32 protein-coding genes are annotated in these 21511 nt (G+C 69.4%); all 32 read left to right on the forward strand.

The features are described from left to right. Window positions 1–41: 41 nt before the first annotated feature. The 32 genes from HNQ61_RS02305 to HNQ61_RS02460 all read left to right on the forward strand — a co-directional run bounded on the left by HNQ61_RS02305 (window position 42) and on the right by HNQ61_RS02460 (window position 21482). Entirely contained in the window at window positions 42–734 is a 693-nt protein-coding gene (locus HNQ61_RS02305; RefSeq protein ID WP_170031284.1) for an alpha/beta hydrolase, read from the forward strand. 163 nt (window positions 735–897) lie between these two features. Then, window positions 898–1461, forward strand: a complete 564-nt coding sequence (locus HNQ61_RS02310; protein WP_170031286.1) for a pyridoxamine 5'-phosphate oxidase family protein — start codon at window positions 898–900, stop codon at window positions 1459–1461. A gap of 57 nt (window positions 1462–1518) precedes the next feature. Then, complete coding sequence (locus tag HNQ61_RS02315; protein ID WP_170031288.1) at window positions 1519–2115, forward strand: dihydrofolate reductase family protein; 597 nt, start codon at window positions 1519–1521, stop codon at window positions 2113–2115. 67 nt (window positions 2116–2182) lie between these two features. After that, window positions 2183–2674 (forward strand): hypothetical protein, encoded by a 492-nt coding sequence (locus HNQ61_RS02320; RefSeq protein WP_170031290.1) that lies wholly within the window; start codon window positions 2183–2185, stop codon window positions 2672–2674. A 92-nt stretch (window positions 2675–2766) separates the two neighbouring features. Then, complete coding sequence (locus tag HNQ61_RS02325; RefSeq protein WP_170031292.1) at window positions 2767–3141, forward strand: hypothetical protein; 375 nt, start codon at window positions 2767–2769, stop codon at window positions 3139–3141. Between the two features lie 246 nt (window positions 3142–3387). Further along, the gene (locus tag HNQ61_RS02330) at window positions 3388–3864 is read left to right on the forward strand and encodes a hypothetical protein (RefSeq protein WP_170031294.1); all 477 of its coding nucleotides are present in this window, start codon (window positions 3388–3390) and stop codon (window positions 3862–3864) included. Window positions 3865–4063: 199 nt separating this feature from the next. Further along, window positions 4064–4627, forward strand: a complete 564-nt coding sequence (locus HNQ61_RS02335; RefSeq protein ID WP_170031296.1) for a hypothetical protein — start codon at window positions 4064–4066, stop codon at window positions 4625–4627. A 156-nt stretch (window positions 4628–4783) separates the two neighbouring features. After that, window positions 4784–5341: a hypothetical protein gene (locus HNQ61_RS02340; protein ID WP_170031298.1), complete on the forward strand. Its 558-nt coding sequence runs from the start codon at window positions 4784–4786 to the stop codon at window positions 5339–5341. A gap of 141 nt (window positions 5342–5482) precedes the next feature. Further along, on the forward strand, window positions 5483–5935 hold the full coding sequence (locus tag HNQ61_RS02345; protein ID WP_170031300.1) for a DUF1569 domain-containing protein: 453 nt from the start codon (window positions 5483–5485) through the stop codon (window positions 5933–5935). Between the two features lie 304 nt (window positions 5936–6239). Beyond that, on the forward strand, window positions 6240–6578 hold the full coding sequence (locus HNQ61_RS02350; protein ID WP_170031302.1) for a zinc ribbon domain-containing protein: 339 nt from the start codon (window positions 6240–6242) through the stop codon (window positions 6576–6578). Between the two features lie 195 nt (window positions 6579–6773). Next, complete coding sequence (locus HNQ61_RS02355; RefSeq protein ID WP_170031304.1) at window positions 6774–7118, forward strand: zinc ribbon domain-containing protein; 345 nt, start codon at window positions 6774–6776, stop codon at window positions 7116–7118. Beyond that, window positions 7111–7338 (forward strand): hypothetical protein, encoded by a 228-nt coding sequence (locus HNQ61_RS02360; protein ID WP_170031306.1) that lies wholly within the window; start codon window positions 7111–7113, stop codon window positions 7336–7338. Before HNQ61_RS02355 ends, HNQ61_RS02360 begins: the two co-directional genes overlap by 8 nt. A 108-nt stretch (window positions 7339–7446) precedes the next feature. Further along, window positions 7447–8136 (forward strand): hypothetical protein, encoded by a 690-nt coding sequence (locus tag HNQ61_RS02365; RefSeq protein ID WP_170031308.1) that lies wholly within the window; start codon window positions 7447–7449, stop codon window positions 8134–8136. Between the two features lie 306 nt (window positions 8137–8442). After that, complete coding sequence (locus HNQ61_RS29110) at window positions 8443–8925, forward strand: LuxR C-terminal-related transcriptional regulator (RefSeq protein WP_170031310.1); 483 nt, start codon at window positions 8443–8445, stop codon at window positions 8923–8925. A 123-nt stretch (window positions 8926–9048) separates the two neighbouring features. Further along, window positions 9049–9594 (forward strand): DUF4199 domain-containing protein, encoded by a 546-nt coding sequence (locus HNQ61_RS02375; protein ID WP_170031312.1) that lies wholly within the window; start codon window positions 9049–9051, stop codon window positions 9592–9594. Window positions 9595–9852: 258 nt separating this feature from the next. After that, the gene (locus tag HNQ61_RS02380) at window positions 9853–10083 is read left to right on the forward strand and encodes a hypothetical protein (RefSeq protein ID WP_170031314.1); all 231 of its coding nucleotides are present in this window, start codon (window positions 9853–9855) and stop codon (window positions 10081–10083) included. Window positions 10084–10351: 268 nt separating this feature from the next. Continuing rightward, on the forward strand, window positions 10352–11590 hold the full coding sequence (locus tag HNQ61_RS02385; RefSeq protein ID WP_170031316.1) for an EAL domain-containing protein: 1239 nt from the start codon (window positions 10352–10354) through the stop codon (window positions 11588–11590). 482 nt (window positions 11591–12072) lie between these two features. Next, window positions 12073–12390: a hypothetical protein gene (locus tag HNQ61_RS02390; RefSeq protein WP_170031318.1), complete on the forward strand. Its 318-nt coding sequence runs from the start codon at window positions 12073–12075 to the stop codon at window positions 12388–12390. 69 nt (window positions 12391–12459) lie between these two features. Then, a complete protein-coding gene (locus HNQ61_RS02395) occupies window positions 12460–13002 on the forward strand; it encodes a hypothetical protein (RefSeq protein ID WP_170031320.1) in 543 nt (180 codons plus the stop codon). Then, window positions 12995–13459 (forward strand): YbbD-related protein, encoded by a 465-nt coding sequence (locus tag HNQ61_RS02400; protein ID WP_170031322.1) that lies wholly within the window; start codon window positions 12995–12997, stop codon window positions 13457–13459. Before HNQ61_RS02395 ends, HNQ61_RS02400 begins: the two co-directional genes overlap by 8 nt. Before the next feature lie 91 nt (window positions 13460–13550). Continuing rightward, entirely contained in the window at window positions 13551–14912 is a 1362-nt protein-coding gene (locus HNQ61_RS02405) for a WD40/YVTN/BNR-like repeat-containing protein (protein WP_170031324.1), read from the forward strand. Between the two features lie 37 nt (window positions 14913–14949). Beyond that, entirely contained in the window at window positions 14950–15369 is a 420-nt protein-coding gene (locus HNQ61_RS02410) for a DUF6794 domain-containing protein (protein WP_170031326.1), read from the forward strand. 80 nt (window positions 15370–15449) lie between these two features. Next, a complete protein-coding gene (locus HNQ61_RS02415) occupies window positions 15450–16004 on the forward strand; it encodes a hypothetical protein (RefSeq protein WP_170031328.1) in 555 nt (184 codons plus the stop codon). A gap of 113 nt (window positions 16005–16117) precedes the next feature. Continuing rightward, window positions 16118–16462, forward strand: a complete 345-nt coding sequence (locus HNQ61_RS02420; RefSeq protein ID WP_170031330.1) for an ArsR/SmtB family transcription factor — start codon at window positions 16118–16120, stop codon at window positions 16460–16462. Beyond that, complete coding sequence (locus tag HNQ61_RS02425) at window positions 16459–16935, forward strand: SRPBCC family protein (protein ID WP_170031332.1); 477 nt, start codon at window positions 16459–16461, stop codon at window positions 16933–16935. The genes HNQ61_RS02420 and HNQ61_RS02425 overlap by 4 nt, the downstream gene beginning before the upstream one ends. Before the next feature lie 123 nt (window positions 16936–17058). Next, window positions 17059–17640 (forward strand): hypothetical protein, encoded by a 582-nt coding sequence (locus HNQ61_RS02430; protein ID WP_170031334.1) that lies wholly within the window; start codon window positions 17059–17061, stop codon window positions 17638–17640. Between the two features lie 85 nt (window positions 17641–17725). Further along, a complete protein-coding gene (locus tag HNQ61_RS02435) occupies window positions 17726–18208 on the forward strand; it encodes a cupin domain-containing protein (RefSeq protein WP_170031336.1) in 483 nt (160 codons plus the stop codon). Window positions 18209–18236: 28 nt separating this feature from the next. Further along, window positions 18237–18674 carry a hypothetical protein gene (locus HNQ61_RS02440; RefSeq protein ID WP_170031338.1) on the forward strand — a complete coding sequence of 146 codons (438 nt, stop codon included), beginning with the start codon at window positions 18237–18239 and terminating at the stop codon, window positions 18672–18674. Between the two features lie 86 nt (window positions 18675–18760). Next, entirely contained in the window at window positions 18761–19255 is a 495-nt protein-coding gene (locus HNQ61_RS02445; protein ID WP_170031340.1) for an SRPBCC family protein, read from the forward strand. Continuing rightward, on the forward strand, window positions 19252–20457 hold the full coding sequence (locus HNQ61_RS02450) for a serine hydrolase (protein ID WP_205761125.1): 1206 nt from the start codon (window positions 19252–19254) through the stop codon (window positions 20455–20457). Before HNQ61_RS02445 ends, HNQ61_RS02450 begins: the two co-directional genes overlap by 4 nt. Before the next feature lie 159 nt (window positions 20458–20616). Next, on the forward strand, window positions 20617–21048 hold the full coding sequence (locus HNQ61_RS02455; protein ID WP_170035841.1) for a hypothetical protein: 432 nt from the start codon (window positions 20617–20619) through the stop codon (window positions 21046–21048). Between the two features lie 179 nt (window positions 21049–21227). Continuing rightward, window positions 21228–21482: a VF530 family protein gene (locus HNQ61_RS02460; RefSeq protein ID WP_170031342.1), complete on the forward strand. Its 255-nt coding sequence runs from the start codon at window positions 21228–21230 to the stop codon at window positions 21480–21482. The last annotated feature ends 29 nt before the right edge of the window (window positions 21483–21511 follow it).

Below are 21511 nucleotides of genomic sequence, written 5' to 3' on the forward strand. Positions count from 1 at the left end.
TCCGCGGCCGCCGCGCTTCCACACAAACTGGTCCGGTTCTCATGATCCGCCGTTCCCTGCTCCGCACCTGGCTCCGCGGTGCCGCCGTCGCGGGCGGGCTCCTGCTTTGCGCCACGCCCGTGCTGGCGCAGCGCGGTGCCGTCCTCGGCGGCGTGCCGGCGCAGCCACGCGCCGATGGGCGGTACATCATCTACCTGCACGGCCGGATCATCGAGGAGAAGGGGCCGCGCCCCACGGACGAGCGCTTCGGGATCTACGAGTACCAGCAGATTCTGGACACGCTGGCGGCGTCCGGCGCCGATGTGATCGCGGAGCAGCGCCCGGCGGGCACGGACTTTCGCGCCTTTGGGTCTCACGTGGCGGACCAGGTGCGCCAGCTTGCAGCCGCGGGCGTGCCGGCGGAGCGGATCGCGGTGGTGGGCTTTTCCAAGGGCGGGGCCATCGCGATCATCGCCGCGGCGCTGCTCAGGGATCCGGCCGTCACGTTCGTGTTCCTGGCCCCCTGCGGCGACTGGGTGAACGGCCGCGACGACGTGGACGTGCGCGGGCGCATTCTCTCCATCTACGAAGCGTCGGACGAGTTGGGGACGTCGTGCGAGCCGCTGTTTTCGCAGGCGCGTGCGCCGGGCGAGCACCGCGAGATCCGCATTAACACGGGCGGGGGGCACGGCGCGTTCTACCGGCCGCGCCCGGAGTGGCTGGCGCCGCTGTTTCAGTGGATCGAACGGCGGTAGACACGGCCGCCCGTCGCCGTCAGCCCGCTGTCGTGGCGCGCGACGGGCAAGGAGGACGGGCTCCCGTTCCGGACCTCATCCGCCGGACCCCGTACATCCGGCGGCTCCGCTGCGCACCGGCCCGCGCCGCGGCCCCGCCCGTCTTCGATCCCGAGAGTGATCCATGGCAAAAGTGCTGGAATGCATCACTCCAGAGCTGAAGGCCTTCATCGAGGCGCAGCCCGTGTTCTTCGTGGCCTCGGCGCCGCTTTCTGGTGAGGGCCACGTCAATCTCTCGCCCAAGGGGCTGGACTGCCTGCGCGTCCTGTCGCCCAGCCGGGTGGCGTACCTGGACCTGACCGGCAGCGGCAACGAGACCTCCGCGCATCTGCACGAGAATGGGCGCATCACCTTCATGTTTTGCGCGTTCACCGGGGCGCCCCGCATCCTGCGCCTGTACGGAACGGGCGAGGTGGTGCTGCCGGACACGCCGGCGTGGGGAGAGTTGGCCGGTCTCTTTCCCGCCTATCCCGGGATGCGGCAGATCATCACCGCGGAGATCTCGCGGGTGCAGACCTCGTGCGGCTTCGCGGTGCCGCTGATGGAGTACACGCGGCAGCGCGATACCCTGCCCCGCTGGGCCGAGGCCAAGGGCGATGATCTGCCCGGGTACCGGCGGGAGAAGAACGCGACCAGCATCGACGGGCTTTCCGCACCCCTGGCCGCGAGTCCGTCGCCCTCCGCCTGACGCCGTCCGCGTGGACGAGCGCCCCGAACGCAGTCTTCCCTCTTGAAAGACATCGCGATGTCAAAGGTTGTCGCCATCATGTCCATGTCGCTCGACGGCTTTGTCGCTGATCGCGACGACGGCGTGGGCGAGGTGTTCGACTGGTACTTTCACTCCGGGGATGTTGAGTTCGGCACCGGGGGATCGGACCCCATGACGTTCAAGGTGTCCGCGCCGAGCGCCGTGCACCTGCGCGCGCTGTGGTCCGAGCTTGGCGCCGTGCTCACCGGCAGGCGCACGTTCGAGGTCGCGCAAGGCTGGGGCGGGCATCACGCGTGGGGGCCGGCGTTCGTGGTGACCCACCAGGTGCCCGATGGCTGGCCGCGCCCCGGATCGACCGTGCACTTCGTGACGGACGGCATCGAGAGCGCCGTCCAGCAGGCCAGGGCCGCCGCCGCCGGAAAGTCCGTCGGCGTGCACGGCGCCGACACCATCCAGCAGCTTCTGAACGCCGGCCTGCTGGACGAGCTTCACATCGACGTCGCGGCGGTCCTGCTGGGCTCCGGCATCCGGCTGTTTGACCAGCTGGCCGGCACGCCCGCCATCCTCGGCAACCCCACCGTGATCGCGGGCGACGGCGTAACGCACCTGCGCTACCCGGTCCTCAAGGCGTAGTCCGGCGCTTCACCTGCCCGCGGTGCGGCTGAATCCAGGTGCCCGCATCACCCGAATCGATGATCGCGTGACCGAAACGTACTCGCTGGACCAGTGGATCTGGACCGAGGCGGACTTTGAGCGGATGGGCTGGCACGATGCCACCATCCGCGCGATGGGATTTCCGGGGGACGAGTGGACGTTCGCGCTCGACATCGACTACATCCTGCAATGGATCAATCCCGCGCCCGGCGAAACGCACTTCAGCTTCTGGGTCGCGCCCGCGACGCTGGTGTTCGAGAACGTCTCTGATCTGCGGATCGACGTGGAGCCGCAGGGTGAGATCTCCATTCAGGACCTGCGGCGCGATGATGAACAGCCGACCCTCGCGGGGTTCCAGGGGCCGCCGCTGCACTGGCGCTGGACGCTGGACTGCAACGAGGGCGAGATCACGCTGCGCGCCACCGGGTTTCGCCAGATCTTTCGCGGCGCTCCGGTGCGGTGCGGCGGGCAGACCCTGTCCGGCGAGCAGCGCGGCGGCATCTCGTTCAGCGAGGTGCCCGCGGCTCCCGCTTCCTGAACCGGTCAGCGCATCCCGCCAGCGCCGCGCCCGCCGCCGTCGCGTCCAGCGGCCGACGGCTTACACACTTCGCCCGCACGGGTCCGAGACTGATGGAGGTTGTGATCTGGAGAGACAGCGTCGCGATGGGCGACGACATCGAGGCGCCGCACGAATGGGTGGTGCCCGTCGCGGCGGACGCCGCGATTGGCGCGGTCGTGGAGGAGATGCTGCGCGTGGGCTACCTGGCGAGTATCGCGGGCGGCCGCGCGACGTGGATCGTGGAAGGCGCGCAGCCGCTGGCGGTGGTGGCGCAGCAGTGGGCGGCGCCCCGGTGGCTCGCCGACCCCGAGCTACCTGTGTCGACGGTGCGGCGCCCGGACGGCCGTCCGGATCTCCAGATCCGCTACTGGTGCCAAGCCGATCCAGACCGCGTCTTTGACAGTCTGCGCACCGGCGCGCCGCTGCCGGACCGCTACGGCGGGTGATGGCGGCAGTCGTTGCGCTGAGGCCTGCGGGAGAGCCGGATGCTGGAGTACGCGATCGCCCTCGAACGCCCTGAACCGGTCCGAAAACGTCACCAGTTGTACGTTCCAACTAATTAGAACAGGAAGGCTGGAGGCGAAGCTCGAGGGTAAGCACAGCGGATGAGAAATTCTGTCGGTCAGGCCGTCTACAGGGGATAGTTTGCTGCCGGATCCCTCCCGAGCTACCCTTGATACGGAAAAAGACCCATGGAATTCGTCACAATTTCTGGAGTTGTAAGCCATTGCCGAGTTATCTCGCACACTTCCGGCAACATCCATGGCCGGCACGGAGGAAGGGTTCAAACAACTCACAACACGATGTTTCGCATCGCCGGGAAGCCTGTCGTGATGAGTGGTACCATCAGCGTCGACGACGGAGATGATGTCACGGCGGCTGGCCGACCCGGCAGAGAAGGCTTGACGGTTTTCGCTCTACGTGACAACGCTTCTGGATTTACAACTACGATCCAGGCCGACAGCCTGTACGCGATCGTCGGATTACTGATCCTGTGCGTGGGACTGGTCTGCGGTTCTGTAGTCATAGGGGAATCTTCAGGTTTCTCGCTGGGGGGAGTCATATCTCTACTGCTGCCCTGGGTCGCAGGAGGCTTGCTCATCAGGAAGTTCATCCACGAACGCAACCGAATCCACGCTGCACTTGCGACACTCGACCAAGCGCAGTGAGGCGTCTTGGAAATCCCTTGGCGGGATGCGAAAAACAGGTGCCGCGCGCCTTTGTTCTGAAAGCACGTGCTCGGGGATCACATAGCTGAGCAGGAGTTGGCCAACGGCAGCGCGGGACCGTGCTCCCACGCTTTCGCCATTTGCGTCTGGCTGAGAGTCGAAACGTAGCGCTTCTCAATCCCAACGTCCCAGACACCTGATGGCGATCTCCAGAACCCGGGGCTGCGTCTACGCGCTGCTGGGAACCATGCTGCTCCTGATGGGATCATGCTGGCTCCTGCTCGACGAGATGATGACGGAACGGATCCACACGTACAAACCCGTGGAAGCGGTCGCGCGCGGCGATCAGGAGGAGCTCGGCTCCCGGTGCTCCAATTTCGAACTGCCGGAAGCGACCGTCTGCATGGAGTGGTTCACGTACGACAACGACGTCATCAACCACCCTCCCTACAAGCTCACCATCCGGGTCAGCCCCAGGACGACGGATCTCAGGCGCGTGACGGTGGAGGATGTCTCGCTGTCCTCCAGCCGTGGCCGACGCTACGCATTCGCGGATTCCATCCGCTTTCCCGTAGCAGTCGGGCTGGACACCATGCGTTCATGGCTGAAGCTGGAGCCGGCCCTGGCCTTTGACCACCGTGGGGGCGAGACGATCCGGACGCAGACGCGGCTGCGGCTGAGCCTGCCGTCCGGCGACCGGGTGGTCGTGCTCCGCACCCGCTGGGTGCCGACCGTCGTGGAACGCTTCAGTCCCATCGTCTGATCCGCGGATCGGCGGAGCCGGGTAGCGTTGTCATATCCACGGCCCGCCTGTACCCTTATGCCTGGCCGCACACCCGCCGGGCGGTCGCGGCGGCCGTCGTGCCCCGGACCGCCCGCTCGTACTCATCGCATTCACGAAACGCCCCTCCTCCATCAAATGCGCATCAGAACCGTACTTTTCGCCCTTCTCCTGAGCTGCACCGCGGCCGCCGCGAACGCCCAGGGCACCGCCCAGCTCGTGGAGCACACCGCGCTGGGGGGCAAGGTGGCCCTCATGGCGCCGGCCGACTTCTCGCGCATGTCGCCGGAGATGCTGCGCGCCAAGTACCCCACGCAGCGCCCGCCCACGGAAGTGCTGTCCAACGAACGCGGCACCGTCAGCATCGCGTTCAACCACACGCAGCAGGCCATGGCGCCCGCGCAGATCCGCGAGGCCCACGCCGCGCTGGAGGGGCAGCTGAAGAGCACGTTCCCCACGGCGCGCTGGAACCGCAGCGAGGTGGTGCGCCGCGGCACTCAGGACGTCGCCGTGCTGGATTTCTGGTCGCCCACGGCGGACGGTGAGGTGCGCAACATCATGGTCGTGTCGTCGGTGGATGGCCGGGCGATGATCGTGAGCTTCAACGTCACGCGTGAGCTGGAAGGCGAGTGGGGCGCGGTCGGCGAGCGGATCATGAACTCCATCCGCGTGGCCGGCGTCGTGAATCCCATCTAGGCCGGTGCCACGGGAGACATCCACGGCCAGGGCAGATCCCCCGCTGGCGTTCGCCCCGGCCGGATGACCCTCGGGCGCGGCACCCCGCCGCGCGTGACGATCATCCCCCGCCTCCCCCACCCTCCATTCCGCGGTACCCCCATGAAGCACCTGTATGAACCGGCGACGGCGGCCGAGATCAGGGCACGGCTGCTGAACCTGCGGCCGGACAGCGCGCGGCAGTGGGGCACCATGAGCCCGGGGCAGGCGGTGGCGCACTGTGCCGCGGGCGTGCAGATGGCGCTGGGCGACACGCTGCCCCGGCGCGTGCTGATCGGGCGGCTGCTGGGGTGGATCATCAAGCCGCTGGCGCTGGGCAACGAGGCGCTCATGCGCCGCAACTCGCCCACCGTGCCGGAGATGCTGGTTCCCGGCGAGCGCGACCTGGACGCCGAGCGCCGGCGCCTGGCCGGGCTCATCGACCGATTTACGGAGAACGGGCCCAGCGGCTGCACCACGCATCCCCACCCGTTCTTTGGCCGGCTCACGCCGCGCGAGTGGGCCGTGCTGATGTACAAGCACCTGGACCACCACCTGCGGCAGTTCGGGGCGTAGGCGCACCGCATCCAGCAGCGGCGGGCGGATCATGATCGAGCCGCCTCGCGAACAGAACCGTGGTTGCGCGGGCGGACGGTCGCGCGCGCCCGAGTCGATCCACCACCAGCCCGGCGCGGCGAGGATGTTCTCGCCCGCCGGGCTCCGGCGTTGTGGCCTGCTGTGCACCGCGCCGCGAAACCCGGGCGCGGCACGGCGCGTACCTGCGCGCATCAGTCAGCCGTGACGATGGCAGCCAGCGGCGGCGACCGCGCGCCCTGGCCCACCGGACGGCGCACCTCCATCCCTGGACCCAACCTCGTCCATGCTCGAACGCGACGAATCTCTGTTTCTGACATTCGCGGTTGTCTGGCTCTCGCTGGGCATCGGCGGCACGCTCTACATCCGCTCACTGCCCACCGCGGCCGAAAAACGCCGCGCTCACCGGGTCCTGGCGGTGATCGCGGGAGTGGCGTTCGGCGCCTTCGCGACCTGGCTCTTTCCCCCCTCGGCCGTCTTCATGCTGCCGGCGATCGTGCTGATCACAATGCTCAATCTGCGCAACACCCGCTTCTGCGATCAGTGCGGCAAGATGACCCAGGTACAGCCTTTTCAGCGGGTAGACTTCTGCCCACGCTGCGGAGCCCCGCTGCCGGCTTCCTGAACGGGTGGATGACAAAGGTTCTCGCCCGCCGGGCTCCGGCGCTGCGGCCTGTCGTGCACCGCACGGCGAACCCGGGCGCGGGGCGATCCGCAATCGCGCCAGGCAGTCAGCCGTGGTGATGACAGCCGGGCGGCGCCGGCGACCCCGCTCCTGGCCCGCCGGACGGCGCACATCCATCTCTGACCCGTCTCGTCCATGAGCGACGAATCTCAGTTTCTGACCTTCGCCGTTGTCTGGCTCGCGCTGGGCATCGGCAGCACGCTGTACGTCCGCTCGCGGCCCACCACGCCCGAAAAGCGCCGCGCGCACCGCATCATGGCGGTGGGCGCCGGAGTGGCGTTCGGCGCTCTCACGACATGGTTGTTCCCCTCCTCGGCCAGCTTAATGCTGCCGGTGGTTGTGGTGATCACCGTGCTCAACCTGCGCAACACGCGCTTCTGCGACCACTGCGGAAAGATGGTGCACATGCGGCCCTTTGAGCGGATGGACTTCTGTACGCGCTGCGGCGCCCCGCTACCTGCCCCCTGGGCGGATGGATGACGAAATGAGGACCAACCAGAGCGCAAGTCCGTCAGGCGCGGGCCGGAGCAGCCGGCCGGAGGACATCGCCGTGAACATGGACCATGCTCCCGAAGGCACCCAAGCTGCCGCGATCGCGGGGATTCAGCGTGGATTGCGGGGGATGTACGAAGGAACCGGACAAGATGCAGAGGAAGCCTTTGCTTCCCTGGAACGTGAGCTCGGGATCGTGGACGGGTGAACCCGCGGCGCCCTTTGCCTCGTACATGAGCGCAAAGGCGCCGCAACGTTTATCTTGACTGCACGGCGGCGTTCCCGTTTCCGTAAATCCCGTCAGCGTGAGGACACCATGGCAGGCCAGCGCACCTACAACGACGACGAAGTCCGTGAGATTTTTGCCTCCGCCGCGCAGAGGGAACTGGCCGAGCCCCGGCCGGGCGCGTCGCAGGGGCTGAGCTTGGTGGAGCTGCAGGACATCGGGCGCGAGGCGGGGCTGGACGTGGCGGAGGTCACTCGCGCCGCGGCCGCCCTGGACGCACACACCGCGCAGCTTCCGGTGCGCACCACGCTGGGCGCGCCTATCGAGGTGACGCGCGTGGTTCCGCTGCCGCGTGCGCCCACCACGAGCGAGTGGGAGCAGCTGGTGGGCGAGCTGCGCGCCACCTTCCGCGCGCGCGGACGCGTGATTTCTCAGGGCGGGCTGCTGGAATGGGTGAACGGAAACCTGCACGCCTGCGTGGAGCCGGGCGAAGGCGGCTACCGGCTGCGGCTGGGCACGGTAAAGGGGAACGCGCTCGCCGTGAACGCGCTCGGCGGCGTGGGGATGCTGGCCGGCCTGGCCGCCGTGGCCGCGGCGATGATGTCCGGCGCGCCGCAGGACCTGATCGTGCCGGGAATGCTTACCGCCACGGCACTGGGCACCGTGGGCGCCAACCGCATCCGCCTGCCGCGCTGGGCCAGCGAACGGAGCCGGCAGATGGACTACATCGCCGCGCGGATGGGCGCGATCATGGCCGGAGATCCGCGCCCGGCGGACTGATCCCGCAGGGTCCAGCCGGCGGATGGATGGCCGCCGACCGCACGCCGGCGGATCGATCGCCGCCGGGCCAGGATCCGGACCGATACCTCACCATCCCGCGGCGGATCGCGATCGCGTCGTCGATGGCGGCCGCCGCGGCTCATGGGCCCCGGCGCGCGGGAGGGACGGAAGCCGGCCCGCGCGCGCCGGCCATCCTCCGGGCCGATGATCCAATGCCGCGGGGTGGCACCGTGGAATCACGATCGCCGCTCTTCCCGCCACCGCCCGCGCGTACGCCGGGCCGCATGACCGCCGCAGCTCCCCCTCGTGAAAAAGATCATCCTCTTCTACGGCCTTCTGGGCGGCGTGCTGATCGCCGGACTGAAGTTCATCGAGTACCGCTTCCTGGTCGTGGAGCACTCGGTGGAGATCTACGGCGGATTGATCGCGGCCCTGTTTTCCGTCCTGGGCATCTGGCTGGGCCTGAAGCTCACCCGCACGCGCGTGGTCGTGCGCGAGGTGCCGGTGGAGGTGCCCGTGCGGGTGGAGGTGCCGGTGGAGGTGCCCGCGCGCCCGCAGGAGCCGTTCGTGGCGGATCCGGAGCGGGCGCGGCGGTTCGGCATTACGCCGCGCGAGCTGGAGATCCTGGAGGCCATCGCCGCCGGCCTCAGCAACCGCGAGATCGCCGCCAAGCTGTTCGTGAGCGAAAACACGGTCAAGACGCACTCCAGCCGCCTGTTCGAGAAGCTGAACGCCCGCCGCCGCACGCAGGCCGTGCAGCTGGCCAAGGAAGCCGGCCTCATCGCCTGAACGGGTGATTCATCCAGCCAGAACGCCACAATCACCCGTTCGGGTGACGCGGATTTCCGCCGCCGCGGCTAGTGTCGGGGCGTCAACGGACACTCATCATCCGCAACGCGGGAAATCTGATCGATGAAGAAGATCGTCTGGACCTTCGGGCTGATCTCGGGCGCCATTCTGTCGGCGCTCATGGTGATCAACATGACGTACCTGGGCGTCAGCTACGACATGGGGCTGGTCGTCGGATACACGACGATGGTCCTCGCGTTTCTGCTGGTGTTCTTTGGCGTGCGCTCGTACCGCGACAACGTGGGCGGCGGCCGGGTGAGCTTCGGGCGGGCGATGGCGGTGGGATCGCTGATCGCGCTGATCTCGTCCGCGTGCTACGTGGCCACGTGGGAGGCCATGTACTTCAAGTTCGCGCCCGAGCACGGCCAGAAGATCGAGGCGTACATGATGGAGTCCGCGCGCAGCAGCGAGGGCACGCCCCAGGAGGTGCAGAAGGAAGTCGCCAAGATGGAGGCGTTCATCCGCATGTACCAGAACCCGCTGGCCAACGCGGCGATGACGTTCATGGAGCCGCTGCCCGTGGCGCTCGTCTTTACCCTGGTGTCCGCGGGAATCCTGAGCCGCCGGCGCCGGTCGCCGGAAACCGGTCTGGTCGTCGCCCCCGGCTGACGCGCCGCGGGTCCGTTCTCATCCCCGGAGCATGACGGACTCCGCGCGGGGATGAACACCGGGAACGCCGCGGGTTCGTGCTCGCGGCGCTTTCGCGCGCGCCCCCTGGCCGGGCTTTTGAGTCGGGACGGCCATTCAGCCGGTCCGCCATCCACGCCAGACAACGCGCGAGCCTTGGACACCTGGGATCCGCTGGATCAACCGCGGCGCGAACGCCAGCGGAGCCTCATCGCGAAAATCGCTTTCGCGATCAATCTCGTGATCGGGCTCCCGCTGCTGGCGGGAACGGGGCTTCTGGTGTGGCTGTGGCGGTCGCCCGACGCGGCTCCGCACGGGCGGGGCTTTGCGCTCGGCGCGCTGTGGCTGGGGATGGGCGCACTGGCGTTTCTGCTGTCGGCGGGTGCCATCCGGCTGGGGTGGCGCGCGTGGTGGATTGTTCAGCTGCTGCCGCTTCTGTGGGCGGCCCCGTTCGTCGCCAGCTTCCTGTAGCGGCCACCGTCGCGCCGCGCCGGACGAAGGATCGCGCCGCCCCCGCGCGGCATCCGCCAGCGGCCGCGCCTGCACCACTGCGCCTGCCACGCGGAAGCCGGGCGCACTCCATCCCCCGCCGTCCTCTTCCATTTCCCGCCACCGTGCCCCTATGCGGATGACCAGACAGGTATGCAGCGGGTTTGTCTGAGAACCGCACGGCTCGGAGCCTGCGTTGTGAGGCGCGCAAAAGCCACAGCGTGTGCAGCCAGCAGCGGGATTTTCCGGAATGCAATCCAGCGATGCAGTAGACGTTCGCGCCCTGATCGCGCGGGGCGGCGTGGAAACGCACTTTCAGCCCATCACCTCCATCCGCCGCCAGTCGGTGATCGGCATCGAGGCGCTGAGCCGCGGGGTGGGCGAGGACGGCGCCATCATCCCGCCCATCCGGCTCTTTGGCGCGGCGGCCGAGCAGGGGCTGACCTTTGAGCTGGACCGCCTGTGCCGCGAGCGGGCCATCGACAGCTTTCTGCCCCTGCACGCCGCGCATCCCGAACTGATCCTGTTTCTGAACCTGGATGTGTCGACGGTGGAGGCGGATGTGGCCGGCGGCCCGGGGCTGATCGAGCTGGCGCAGGCCCGGGGCGTGAACCCGCCCAACCTGGCCGTGGAGATCCTGGAAACCGCGTTCGGCGACGAGGACCGGCTGCGCGCGGCGGTGGAGCGGTACCGCGCCCACGGCTTTCTGGTGGTGCTGGACGACGTGGGCGCCGGGCACGCCAACCTGGACCGCATCGCGTTCGTAAAGCCCGACATCATCAAGGCGGACCGCTCGCTGGTGCAGGACGTGGACGGCGACTACCACAAGCTGGAGGTGCTCAAGGCGCTGGTGCAGCTTTCGGAGCGCATCGGCGGGTGGATCATTTCCGAGGGGGTGGAAACGCTTGAGGAGGCGGTGGCCACGCTGCAGCTGGGCGGCGACATGCTGCAGGGCTTCTATCTGGCGCGGCCGCACAAGATCGAGGCGGGCGGCGAGATTCAGCTGGACCAGAGCCGCGTGGTGGACGTGGCCAACGCCTTCAAGCGGCGCACGCTCAACCGCATCATCGCCGAGCGCTCCCGCGCCGAGGAGCGGGAGCAGTGCGTGCGGCAGTTTGCGGGGCGGCTGCAGGGCGAGCCCGAAGCGCGCTTCGACGACGCGCTGGCCGAACTGGTGGCGGAGGATGCGCGGGTGGCGTCGGCGTGCGTGCTGAACATGTCGGGCATTCAGGCCAGCGGCACCGTGTGGCACCCGGAGCACGTTCTGCGGCAGAAGCGCATCATCTACCGGCCGCCGGCCCGGGGCGCGGACCATTCCATGAAGGAGTACTACTACCTTCTTCTGGAAACCCCGGTGGAGATCTTTGAGACGCAGCCGTACGTGCCGCTGCCCACCGGCGACCTGTGCATTACGGCCAGCACGCAGTTCACGGACGCGGAGGGAACGCCGTTCATCCTCTGCCTGCACCTGAACACGGAACGCGCCTGAACGCGGGGCGGGGTGGATGAGAAGCAGCCGGACGCCTGAGCGGGTGTCCGGCTGGTTTTTGCTGCCGCGACTGCTCAGGGTACGTGGGCTGTTCTGGCGGATCTGGCGGAGCTTCGTGCGGCGCCGGGCTGGGAGGCCCCTCCCCCGGCCCCTCCCCGTGCAAACTGCGCACGGAGAGGGGAGAACGGCGACTCAGCTCGATCCGGATGGCCCGGCGCGGCGGCCGGCACCCCTCTCCCCCCGGCCCCCTCTCCCGCAAGCGGGAGAGGGGGAGACCTCAGCACGGTGGCGGGCTCCGGCTCGTCGCGGATGCTTCTGCGCGGGAGAAAGGTTTGCGCCGGGTGTGGAATTTTCCGCGGGAGGGGCCGGGCGGTTTCGCTTGCTGGGCCGCGCGCTGTTATCATCCATCTCCCATCCAGAACCCGCGTCCGTCACCTGGCGATCCGCCCCGCCGGACGAAGCCGCAGCCGCATCACTGAGCCTTGATCCCTTCCGATCAACCTGAAACACACGGGCCCGGACGCCGTCTGTCGCGCGCGGCCCGGTTCTGGTTCGTCATGAACCTCGCGCTCGGCCTGTTGCTCCTGGCGGGTTCGGGCCTTCTTGCGTCGCTGTGGTGGTGGCCCGGAGACGATCCGCACGGGGGAGTGTTCGCGCTCCTTGGCGCGATCTGGATTCTGCCGCCCGCCACGCTGCTTCTGGCGACCGCCGGCGCCATCCGGCGGCGGTGGCGCGCGTGGTGGGTCTTTCCGCTGCTCGCGCTCCTCTACATCTCCACGTTCCTGCTGGGCGTGCTGTAAGGACGGGCGAACGCCGCGTTCACCAGAGACACACGGCGCTTCCCTTCATCCATCCCGAAGAAGCACCTGATGGCCATTCGCGACTGGAGTGCGCGCCGGATCCGCGGGCTGTGGATCGTGGGCGTCCTCGCCGAGCTGCTGGTGATCTACCTGGTATTCGTGGCTGCCAGGATCGAGCAGAAAAGGGCCGTGCGTGCGTGGGCTGATTCGCGGCCGGACGTCTCCGGACCCACCGCCGAACTGCGCAGACAGGAGTTCTATCGTCTGCTCCAGGACTCGTTCGGCATCTCCGTCCACGTCGCGGGCGATACGCTGACCACCTTCAGCAAGGACTCGTTTTCCGTCGCGGCTGTGACCCACGGCGACACGCTGCGCCGGCTGGACCTGTCGCCCGCCGCGGAGCGGACCGTCAACGCGGTCACGGCGCCGATCGGGCAGGCGCTGGTCGACATGGCGCCCGAGATGTTTCTGATCCTCGCGTTGTACCTGGCGGTGGCGCTACTCCCCATTCCGCTGGCACTCACCATCACCACGCTGGTCTGGTGGCGCGCGCGGAGACGGATGGCGTACGCAGGAATCGAAACGGCTGATGAGGATCATCTCCATGGCTGATCGCGGGTTCACCAGGCGGGCGCTGATAGCGGGCGCGGTTCTGCTGGTGGCGGCAACCGCGTTGTATTCCGCCGCCGTGCGCACCGAGAACGTCGTCGAAACCCATCCCACGCACGCGGACGCACTCCGCGCGTGCGCTCGGGACCGCGGGTGGCTGCCGGACTTCGTGCCCGCCACGGCGACCGCGATCCAGGAGGTGCACAACCTGGACAGCGGCGGGCAGTGGATCCGCTTCGCGCTGGCGGCGCGGGTCCGTCCCGCGCCCCAGGATGGGGCGGGATCGCACCGGCGGCCGCCGCGCTGGAGCGGAAGCTGGGTGCGCGATGCCGATGGCGATGCCGATGGCGATGCCGTGTCCCACCACCGGGCGGCGGGAGAGCGTGGGCGGCTCTGGTGCATCGTCCTGGACCGCCGCGATTCCACCGTGTACGGGTGGATGTGCGGAGCTGGTTCCTGACCCGGCCTGTTTCTCCGGCGCCTGCCGCCGGGGTGACGCTCCGCCCTTCACCTTCGCCCCAAGTCCCAACTCTCACCCGTCCCGACACCGCATGCGCGCAGCCATTCTCCTCATCTCCGCCGCGCTCGCCCTGGCGGCCTGCCAGCCGCGAGCCGATCAGCCCTCGGGCCGCGGGCCGGTTCCGGCGGCCACGACCGAGATGGGAATCGGGCCGGATTCGCACTTTCGCGCCACGCGGGCGCGCCTCGTACAACTCGGGTACCGTCTGGACCAGGTGGATTCCGGCGCCCGCATCATGGTGGTGCGCCCGCCGGACGCGGATGGGCGCGTGGTGGTGCGCGTGGAGGGGCGCGGCGGCTCGTCCCGCCTCACGACGGCGGCGGCGGAGGGCGGCAGTTCGGTGGAACAGCTGGCGGCGCTGCTCACCGTGATGCACGACGTGGCGATGGAGCCCGCCGGGCAGCGGGCGGACCCCGGCGACGCGCCGGGCCCGCTGCCGGATTCGCGGTGGATCACGGAATTCTTTGTTTCGCCGCGCGGCCGCCTGTGGAGCGCCCGGGGCGGGCTGTTCACCGCCGACTCGCTGTTCGGGCCGTGGCGCCGCAGCCTTGGCGCCCCGGGGGGCCCGGTGGACGCGGACAGGCTGCGCGTCGGCGCGAGCATGGGCTTCGTGAGCGAGCAGGTAATGCTGGCGGGCGTGCGCGGGAATGGCGCCCGCAACGCCCCGGTGCTGTTCCGCACGGCGGATGGCGGCGCGTCGTGGTCCGCCGTTCCCGGCGCGCGGTTCGACGACGTGGACGCCATCGCGGCGGAGGGCCCTTCCGTGTGGGTGTTTGCCACGGAACGCGTGGGCGACGGCTTCCGCGCCGTTCTCATGCGCAGCGCAGACGGCGGGGAAAGCTGGCAGCGCGCGGCGCTGCCGGCGGGAATGGAGAATGTGACGCACGCGTATCGCGCCACGACGGACACCGCGTACGTGGCCATGGCCGGGTTCAATCCCGGCCCGGTGTTCTGGCGCACCACGGACGGCGGCGGCACCTGGTCGCCCATCCCCACGCCGCACGACCAGAAGCTGCACCGGGTGCCGGAGAACGGCGTACACATCCAGGAGATCGCCACGGTGGGCAACCAGCTTGTGGTGGTGGAGTACGGCCGGGTGTTCGCCACGCGCACCGATTCCATCCGCTGGCGCGCGATGGACGGCATGGAGCACGTGGCGGCGGACCGCGCGGGGGGGCGCCTGTTCGCGCTCACCAGCCGCCTGGAGCCGGTGATGATGGACAGCGCCCTGTCCGTGGTGTGGCGCGGCGATCAGCGGATTCCGGATTACGGGACGAGCAACTCCGTCACCGGGATCGCCGCGCACGACGGCGTGGGATACGTGGTGATGCAGCGGGGCGAGATGTACGAGGTGCGCGGCGGCCGCGTGCGGCTCCGCAGCGAGGTCCGGTGAACGGCGCGTGATGGATGGCGGACGCAGGTCTCGGGTGATGAACCGCTGGCTGCTCGGCGCCGCGCTGGCGCTGGCCGCGTGCTCCGGGCGCGAGGCCGACAGGCGGGTGCCCGCCGCGGTCGCGCCGGCGTTCGCGCTGCTGGATTCCACGCTGACCGCCGCGGACAGGCAGACGCTCCGGCGCACGCTTCCCGACAGCGCCATCCTGTATCACCACACGCTCGGGATGGGGCTGCGCAACGAGGCCGGGCTGTGGCGCGGCGGCCCCGTCGCGGACTCCCTGCGCGCCCGTGGCGTCCGCCATCCCGACAACATGTCGCACGTCATTCTGCAGGCGTACGGCTTTCACCTCCGCGGCCAGCCCGTCCCGCTCGATTCGCTCATCCGCGCCCTCCCGCCGCCGCCCGCCCCGTCATCGTTCATCGAACTGAACGACTCGGCGGGCACGGGCAGATAAGCCGCGGCCGGCGGGCAGGATCGCGCCCCCTCGCGCGTTGCACCTGAACCGCCGCCCATGCCTCTCTCGCGCCCGCCCTCATGAAGCATCGCGCTCGTCTGCTCCTGCTGATGCTCTGCGCGGGCTGCTCCGCCAGCGAGACCGTGCTCGCCGCGGACACGGAGGAAGTCTACCAGACCGTGCTGGGCGAGTGCTGCTTCGGGCATCCCGCGATTCTGCAGCAGGTGACGGATACGGCCGGGCTGTCGGGCCCCGATACCTTCACGGCGGACGATGAACTGATGAACCGCTTTTCGCCGGCGGTGCTGCAGGCCGTGGAGGATCTGCGAAGGCGGAGCGCGTCGGTCTACCCGCTGCCGGACTCGGTTCGCGCGTCGCATCACGATCAGCGAGTGTCCGCGGACAGCGCCCGGGCGCTGATACGGGCTGTTCAGCGCGACAAGGTGGATCGCCTGCCGGATCGCGCCTCGGTGGTCCTCGTATCCACGGTGGGATTCAGCCGCGACGGCCAGTTGGCCGTCGTGCAGATCGTGGAGGTGTGCGGGGAAATGTGCGGGGGCGTGACCCTTCGCGCCGTGCGCAAGCACCCGGGTGGCTGGTTCCTCGCCGAGGAGGTCTTCCAGGCGGTGTCCTGAATCGCATTCATGCCTCAGGCGATGGTGGTCGCGGAAAAGACAGCGCCGCACGAGGGCGCTTCGGCCGAACACTTACCCCTTGCGCTAAGTATCACAACCTGTAACTTAGCCTCATGGATAAGTATCCCGACGAACTGAACGACATCTTTCAGGCGCTCGCCGATCCTACGCGGCGGGCGGTGCTGGCGCGGCTGGGGCGCGGGCCGGCGACCGTGGGCGACCTGGCGGAGCCGTTCAGCATGGCGCTGCCGTCGTTCATGAAGCACATCCGCGCGCTGGAGGCCAGCGGGCTCATCCAGACGCGCAAGGAGGGCCGCGTGCGCACGTGCTGCATCGAACCGAGCCGTTTCTCGCACATCGACCGGTGGCTCTCCGCGCAGCGCGCCATCTGGGAAGGCCGCACTGACCGCCTGGAGCAGTTCGTCACCCGCAACCCGTCGCAGAAAGAATCACGATGATCCAGATCGCCAATCCAGACCTTGACCTCACGCTGTCGCGGATCATCCGGGCGCCGCGCTCCGTGGTGTGGAACGCGTGGGCGGACCCCGCGAGCTTTGAGCAGTGGTGGGTGCCCGCGCCGGCGCGGTGCAAGGTGATGGAGATGGATCTGCGCCCCGGTGGCGCATTCGTGACGCGCATCAGCGAGGACGGCGGCGAGTTCGGCCCGCACATGAACGCGTGCTTTCTGGCGGTGGACGAGCAGGAGCGCATCGTGTTCACCAACGCACTGGTGGGCGGATGGCGCCCGGCGGAAAACCCGTTCGTGACGGCAATCATCACGCTGCGCGACCACGGCGACGGCACGGAGTACAGCGTGCAGGCGATGCACAAGAACAACGCCGACCGCAACATGCACGATGAACTCGGCTTCTACGACGGATGGGGCACCGTCGTGGAGCAGCTTGCCCGCTTCACCGAACGCAACGGATAGCGGGGTCCGCGCGGATCGGCGGCGGCTTGGCAACGGCGCGGGAACCCCGCAGATTCCCCCGCGCACGTTTCCACGCCGGCCCGCGCCGGGCAGCCCTCACCTCCTCCCCGAAATCCCTTCCCCATGCCCAGCTTTCCGTGGTGCCGGACGCCGATGATGGCGGTGCTTCTGCTGGCGGCTTCCGTGCTTCAGGCATCCGCGCAGGAGGTCCGTCCGCCGGCACGGATCCCGTCGTTCACGATGATGGACAGCTCGCGGTACGAGCAGCGCGAAATGGGCATTCGCTACGCCTACCGGTTCGCGGATTCCACGCAGCACGTGGCGGCGACGGCGTTCGTCTACCCCGTCCCCGCCGAGCGGCTCGCCAAGCCGGCCGCGGAGCAGATCGCGGAGGAGGCGCGGGAGTTTGTCGCCAGCCTGGATGGCGGCATCGGGCAGGGCTGGTACCGCTCGGTCACGGTGGTGGTGGACACGGCGCGCGCATGGGACGCGACGGACGGATCGCATCCCGGGCATCTCGTGGCGGCCGTTCTGCGCCGGGATGACGGGAACCTCGCGTCGTTCATGCACCTGATGCTGCTGGGCGACCACTACGTAAAGACGCGCCTCACGCTGCCGGCCGAGGAGTGGCGGACGAGCATGGCGCCCAACTTCGGGCCCGACCTGTTCGCGGCGCTCGCGCCCCCGGCACCCGCGCCCCGGTAGGCGGGCTCGCGTTCCGTCTGCCGCCACCGACGGCCACCCCGCACGGGGCGGCCGCCGTTCTCATCCACACCTTTCCCGAAACGTGATGCACGATCGCGCCGCCGCCCTGATCCAGGAGCTCCAGCTGCAGCCGCACCCCGAAGGCGGCTACTACCGCGAGATCTTCCGCTCCGCCGGATCGGTGCAGCCGGCGGACGACCGTCCCGCGCGCAGCGCGCTGACCACCATCTACTTTCTGCTGGTGGAGGGACAGCAGAGCCGATGGCACCGGGTGCGCTCCGACGAGGTGTGGCACTTCTACGAGGGAGATCCCATCGAGGTGTTCTGGAGCACGGGGCGCGACGCCATCCAGAAGGCGACACTGTCGAACGGAGCGGCGGGCGCGCGGCACGTGTGCGTCGTTCCCGCGGGCGATTGGCAGGCGGCCCGGCCGGCGGGCGCGTACGCGCTCGTGGGCTGCACCGTGGGGCCGGGCTTCGACTTCGCGGATTTCGAGATGATCACCGACGGCTCGCCCGAGTGGGATGCGCTGCGCCGCCTGGACGGCGCGCTCCCCGAGCTGTTCTGATCACACCTCCAATCGATCGGGAGACGCGATGATGACCGGCGCCCAGCTCGCCGCCGCGCGCGAAACGCTCGGCAGGACCGTCCGGGAAATGGCGTACGACCTGGCGGTCACGGAAGACGAGATCCGCGCGTGGGAAGCCGCCGGCGGTGACCTCATCCCGCTCCGGCAGGCCCGCGACGTCAAGCTGTTCCTGGCGGACAACGAGTGGATGGAGGCCGCCGGAGTCCCCGAGTGCCCGTGGAACACGGCGTGGGAAAAGCAGCCCATGCCGGACCGGCTCAGCGACCAGGTGGAGCACATCCGCCGGCGCGACGCCCACGCGGAAACCTGCGGCACCTGCCTGGCCTTTCGCCGCCGCATGGAGGAGATGTGGCCGAGCCTGGCGGACCCGCCCCCACCGCCGCCCGCGCCCCCTTCCCGGCTGGCCGCGGCGTGGAAGCGCCTTATCGGCCGCGGCAAGTCCTGACCGCGCGAGCCCGTGCCTTGACGGCCGCCCGGGTGCGCCGCAATAGTTAATCATCCACTTAACCATACCACCTCGCGCCACCGATCATGACCGCCATCCCCCCTCCCGACCCCCGGCTGGTGCACGACTCGTTCGTCATCGAGCGGTTCTACCCGGCGCCGCCCGCGCGCGTGTTCCGGGCGTTCGCGGACCGCGGCGCCAAGGCGCAGTGGTTCGGCTGCGTGGAGGGGTGGGAGGTGGTGGAACACCGCATGGACTTTCGCGCGGGTGGCACCGAGGTGTGGCGCGGCGGCCCGCCGGGCGGCGTCATCCACCGCAACGACACTACCTATCACGACATCGTCCGGGACCAGCGCATCATCTGGAGCTACGCCATGTCGCTGGACGGCCGCTGCATCTCCGCCTCGCTCGCCACGCTGCAACTGCGCGCCGCGGGGACGGGAACCACGCTGGTGCTGTCGGAAACCGGCGTGTTTCTGGACCACGACGCGGACTGCACCCAGCGCGTGCGCGGCACGCACGACCTGCTCGCCAGCCTGGAGCGCTACCTGTCCGCCGGGGAACCGCGGAGGGAGCCGTGAGCGGCGGCGGGCTGGTGAAGCCGCGCCTGCGCCGCATGCACGAGGTCCTTTCCGGACACGTGGAACGCGGAGAGATGCCGGGCCTGGTGGCCCTCGTCAGCCGGGGCGGCGACGTGCACGTGGAGGTGCTGGGCAGGCAGTCGCTGCACCTTTCCGCGCCCATGCGGCGGGATACGATCTTCCGCATCGCCTCGCTCACCAAGCCGGTCACCGCCGCCGCGGCCATGATCCTGGTGGAGGAGTGCCGCATCCGGCTGGACGACGCCATCTACCCGTGGCTCCCCGAGCTTGCGGGCCGGCGCGTGCTGCGCTCCCTCGCCTCGCCGCTGGACGACACCGTCCCCGCCACCCGGTCCATCACCCTGCGCGACCTGCTCACCTCGCGCATGGGGTTCGGCAGCGTGATGGCGATGCCGGACACGTACCCCATCCAGGCGCGCATCCGCGACCTGCGCATCGGCGGAGACCGCCCGCCGCTCCCGTCGGACGCGCCGCCGATGGACGAATGGCTGCGCGCGCTGGGCTCCCTGCCGCTTATGGCCCAGCCCGGCGAGCGGTGGATGTACCACGTGAGCATGGACGTGCTCGGCGCGCTGATCGCCCGCGTCAGCGGACAGACGCTCGGCGCGTTCCTGCGCGACCGGCTTTTCGGCCCGCTGGGGATGGACGACACCGCCTTTCACGTCCCGGCGGACAAGCTGCCGCGCCTGGCGGGCTTCTACTGCTTCGACCGGGAGGCGGGCGCGCTCGTCCCGTTCGACAGCGAGGAGCGCAGCGCGTGGGCTGACGAGCCCGCGTTCCAGACCGGCGCGGGCGGCCTGGTATCCACCGTGGACGACTGCTTCGCCTTTCAGCGCATGCTCCTGAACCGGGGACGGCACGGGAACGAGCAGATCCTGTCGCCCGCCACGGTCGCGCTGATGACGGCGGATCACGTGGCGCCCGGGGAGCGCGCCGGGGCGGAAATCTTCTTTGGAGCGTCGAGCAGCTGGGCGTTCGGGATGGCGGTAGACGTGCGGCGCACCGACCTCCATCGCACCCCGGGCCGGTTCGGGTGGGACGGCGGCTACGGGACTTCGGCGTACGCGGACCCGGCGGAGGGGCTGATCGGCATCCTCCTCACGCAACGCCTGGTGGACTCGCCGGAGCCCACGCGGATCTCCACGGACTTCTGGACAACGGCGTACGGCGCCATCGGCTGATCCACGGACCGGCCTCCATGCGCGCCTGCATGCGCGGGCGGCCCCGTGCTTGCCCGCCCCGCCCCGCTCGCGCGTGACCGGAAACGAGCAGAGGAGGCGAGGGTGAGCACGAGTGCAGCCGTACGCGGCATGCTGGCGGGGGCGGCGGGCGTGGCCGCCATGACGCTGGGAGAAAAGCTGGAGCAGCGGTTTACCCGGCGTCCGGATTCGTACGTGCCCGCGCACACGCTGGAGCGGCTTCTGGGCAGGCCGCGGCGCCCGGATTCGCGGCGTCTGGGGATGAACTGGACGATGCACTGGGGACAGGGCATTCTGATGGGCGCGGTGCGCGGCGTGATGGCCGAGCGAGGCTTCCGCGGGCCTGTGGGATCGTTCATCTTTCTGAACCTGCGGCTGATCAACGACCAGGCGCTGGAAAACGCCACCGGCGTGGGCGCGCCGCCCTGGACGTGGCCGGTGGACGAGCAGGTGATCGACCTGACGCACAAGGCGGTGTACGCGTTCGCCACCGGGCTGATCGCCGACCTGCTGGTGGCCGGCCCGCCCCACACGCCCGCGCCGCGCCCCGGCTGGACGACGCCCCGGCACTGATCCGCGTGGGAAGAGGAGGCGGATTGGCATCCTCAGCGGTGCTGGCCTACCTTTCCTCGGCCACGCCGTGCGGATGACTTGGCCGCTCTGGTGATGGAAATCAGGCGGTCCCTATGCCGATCCGGCTAATCCGCTCTCCACACGCCTTGGCGCCTGCTTCAGAGCCGCTACACAAACTGATGACGACACCGCAGGAACAGCCGAAGAACCCGCTGCACGGTATAACGCTGGAGCGCATGCTGACGGAACTGGTGGCGCACTTCGGCTGGGCCACCATGGGCGAGCGCATCGCCATCCGCTGCTTCACCAGCGACCCCAGCGTGCCCTCCAGCCTCAAGTTCCTGCGCAAGACGCCGTGGGCGCGCGAAAAGGTGGAAGGCATGTACCTGTACATGCTGCGCGAACAGGCCCGCCAGGCGCGGCGCGGGGCCTGACGCGGCCGGCTTCCGTCACGCGGACGAGC

This window comes from Longimicrobium terrae, from assembly GCF_014202995.1.
In the GTDB taxonomy this organism is placed as follows: domain Bacteria; phylum Gemmatimonadota; class Gemmatimonadetes; order Longimicrobiales; family Longimicrobiaceae; genus Longimicrobium; species Longimicrobium terrae.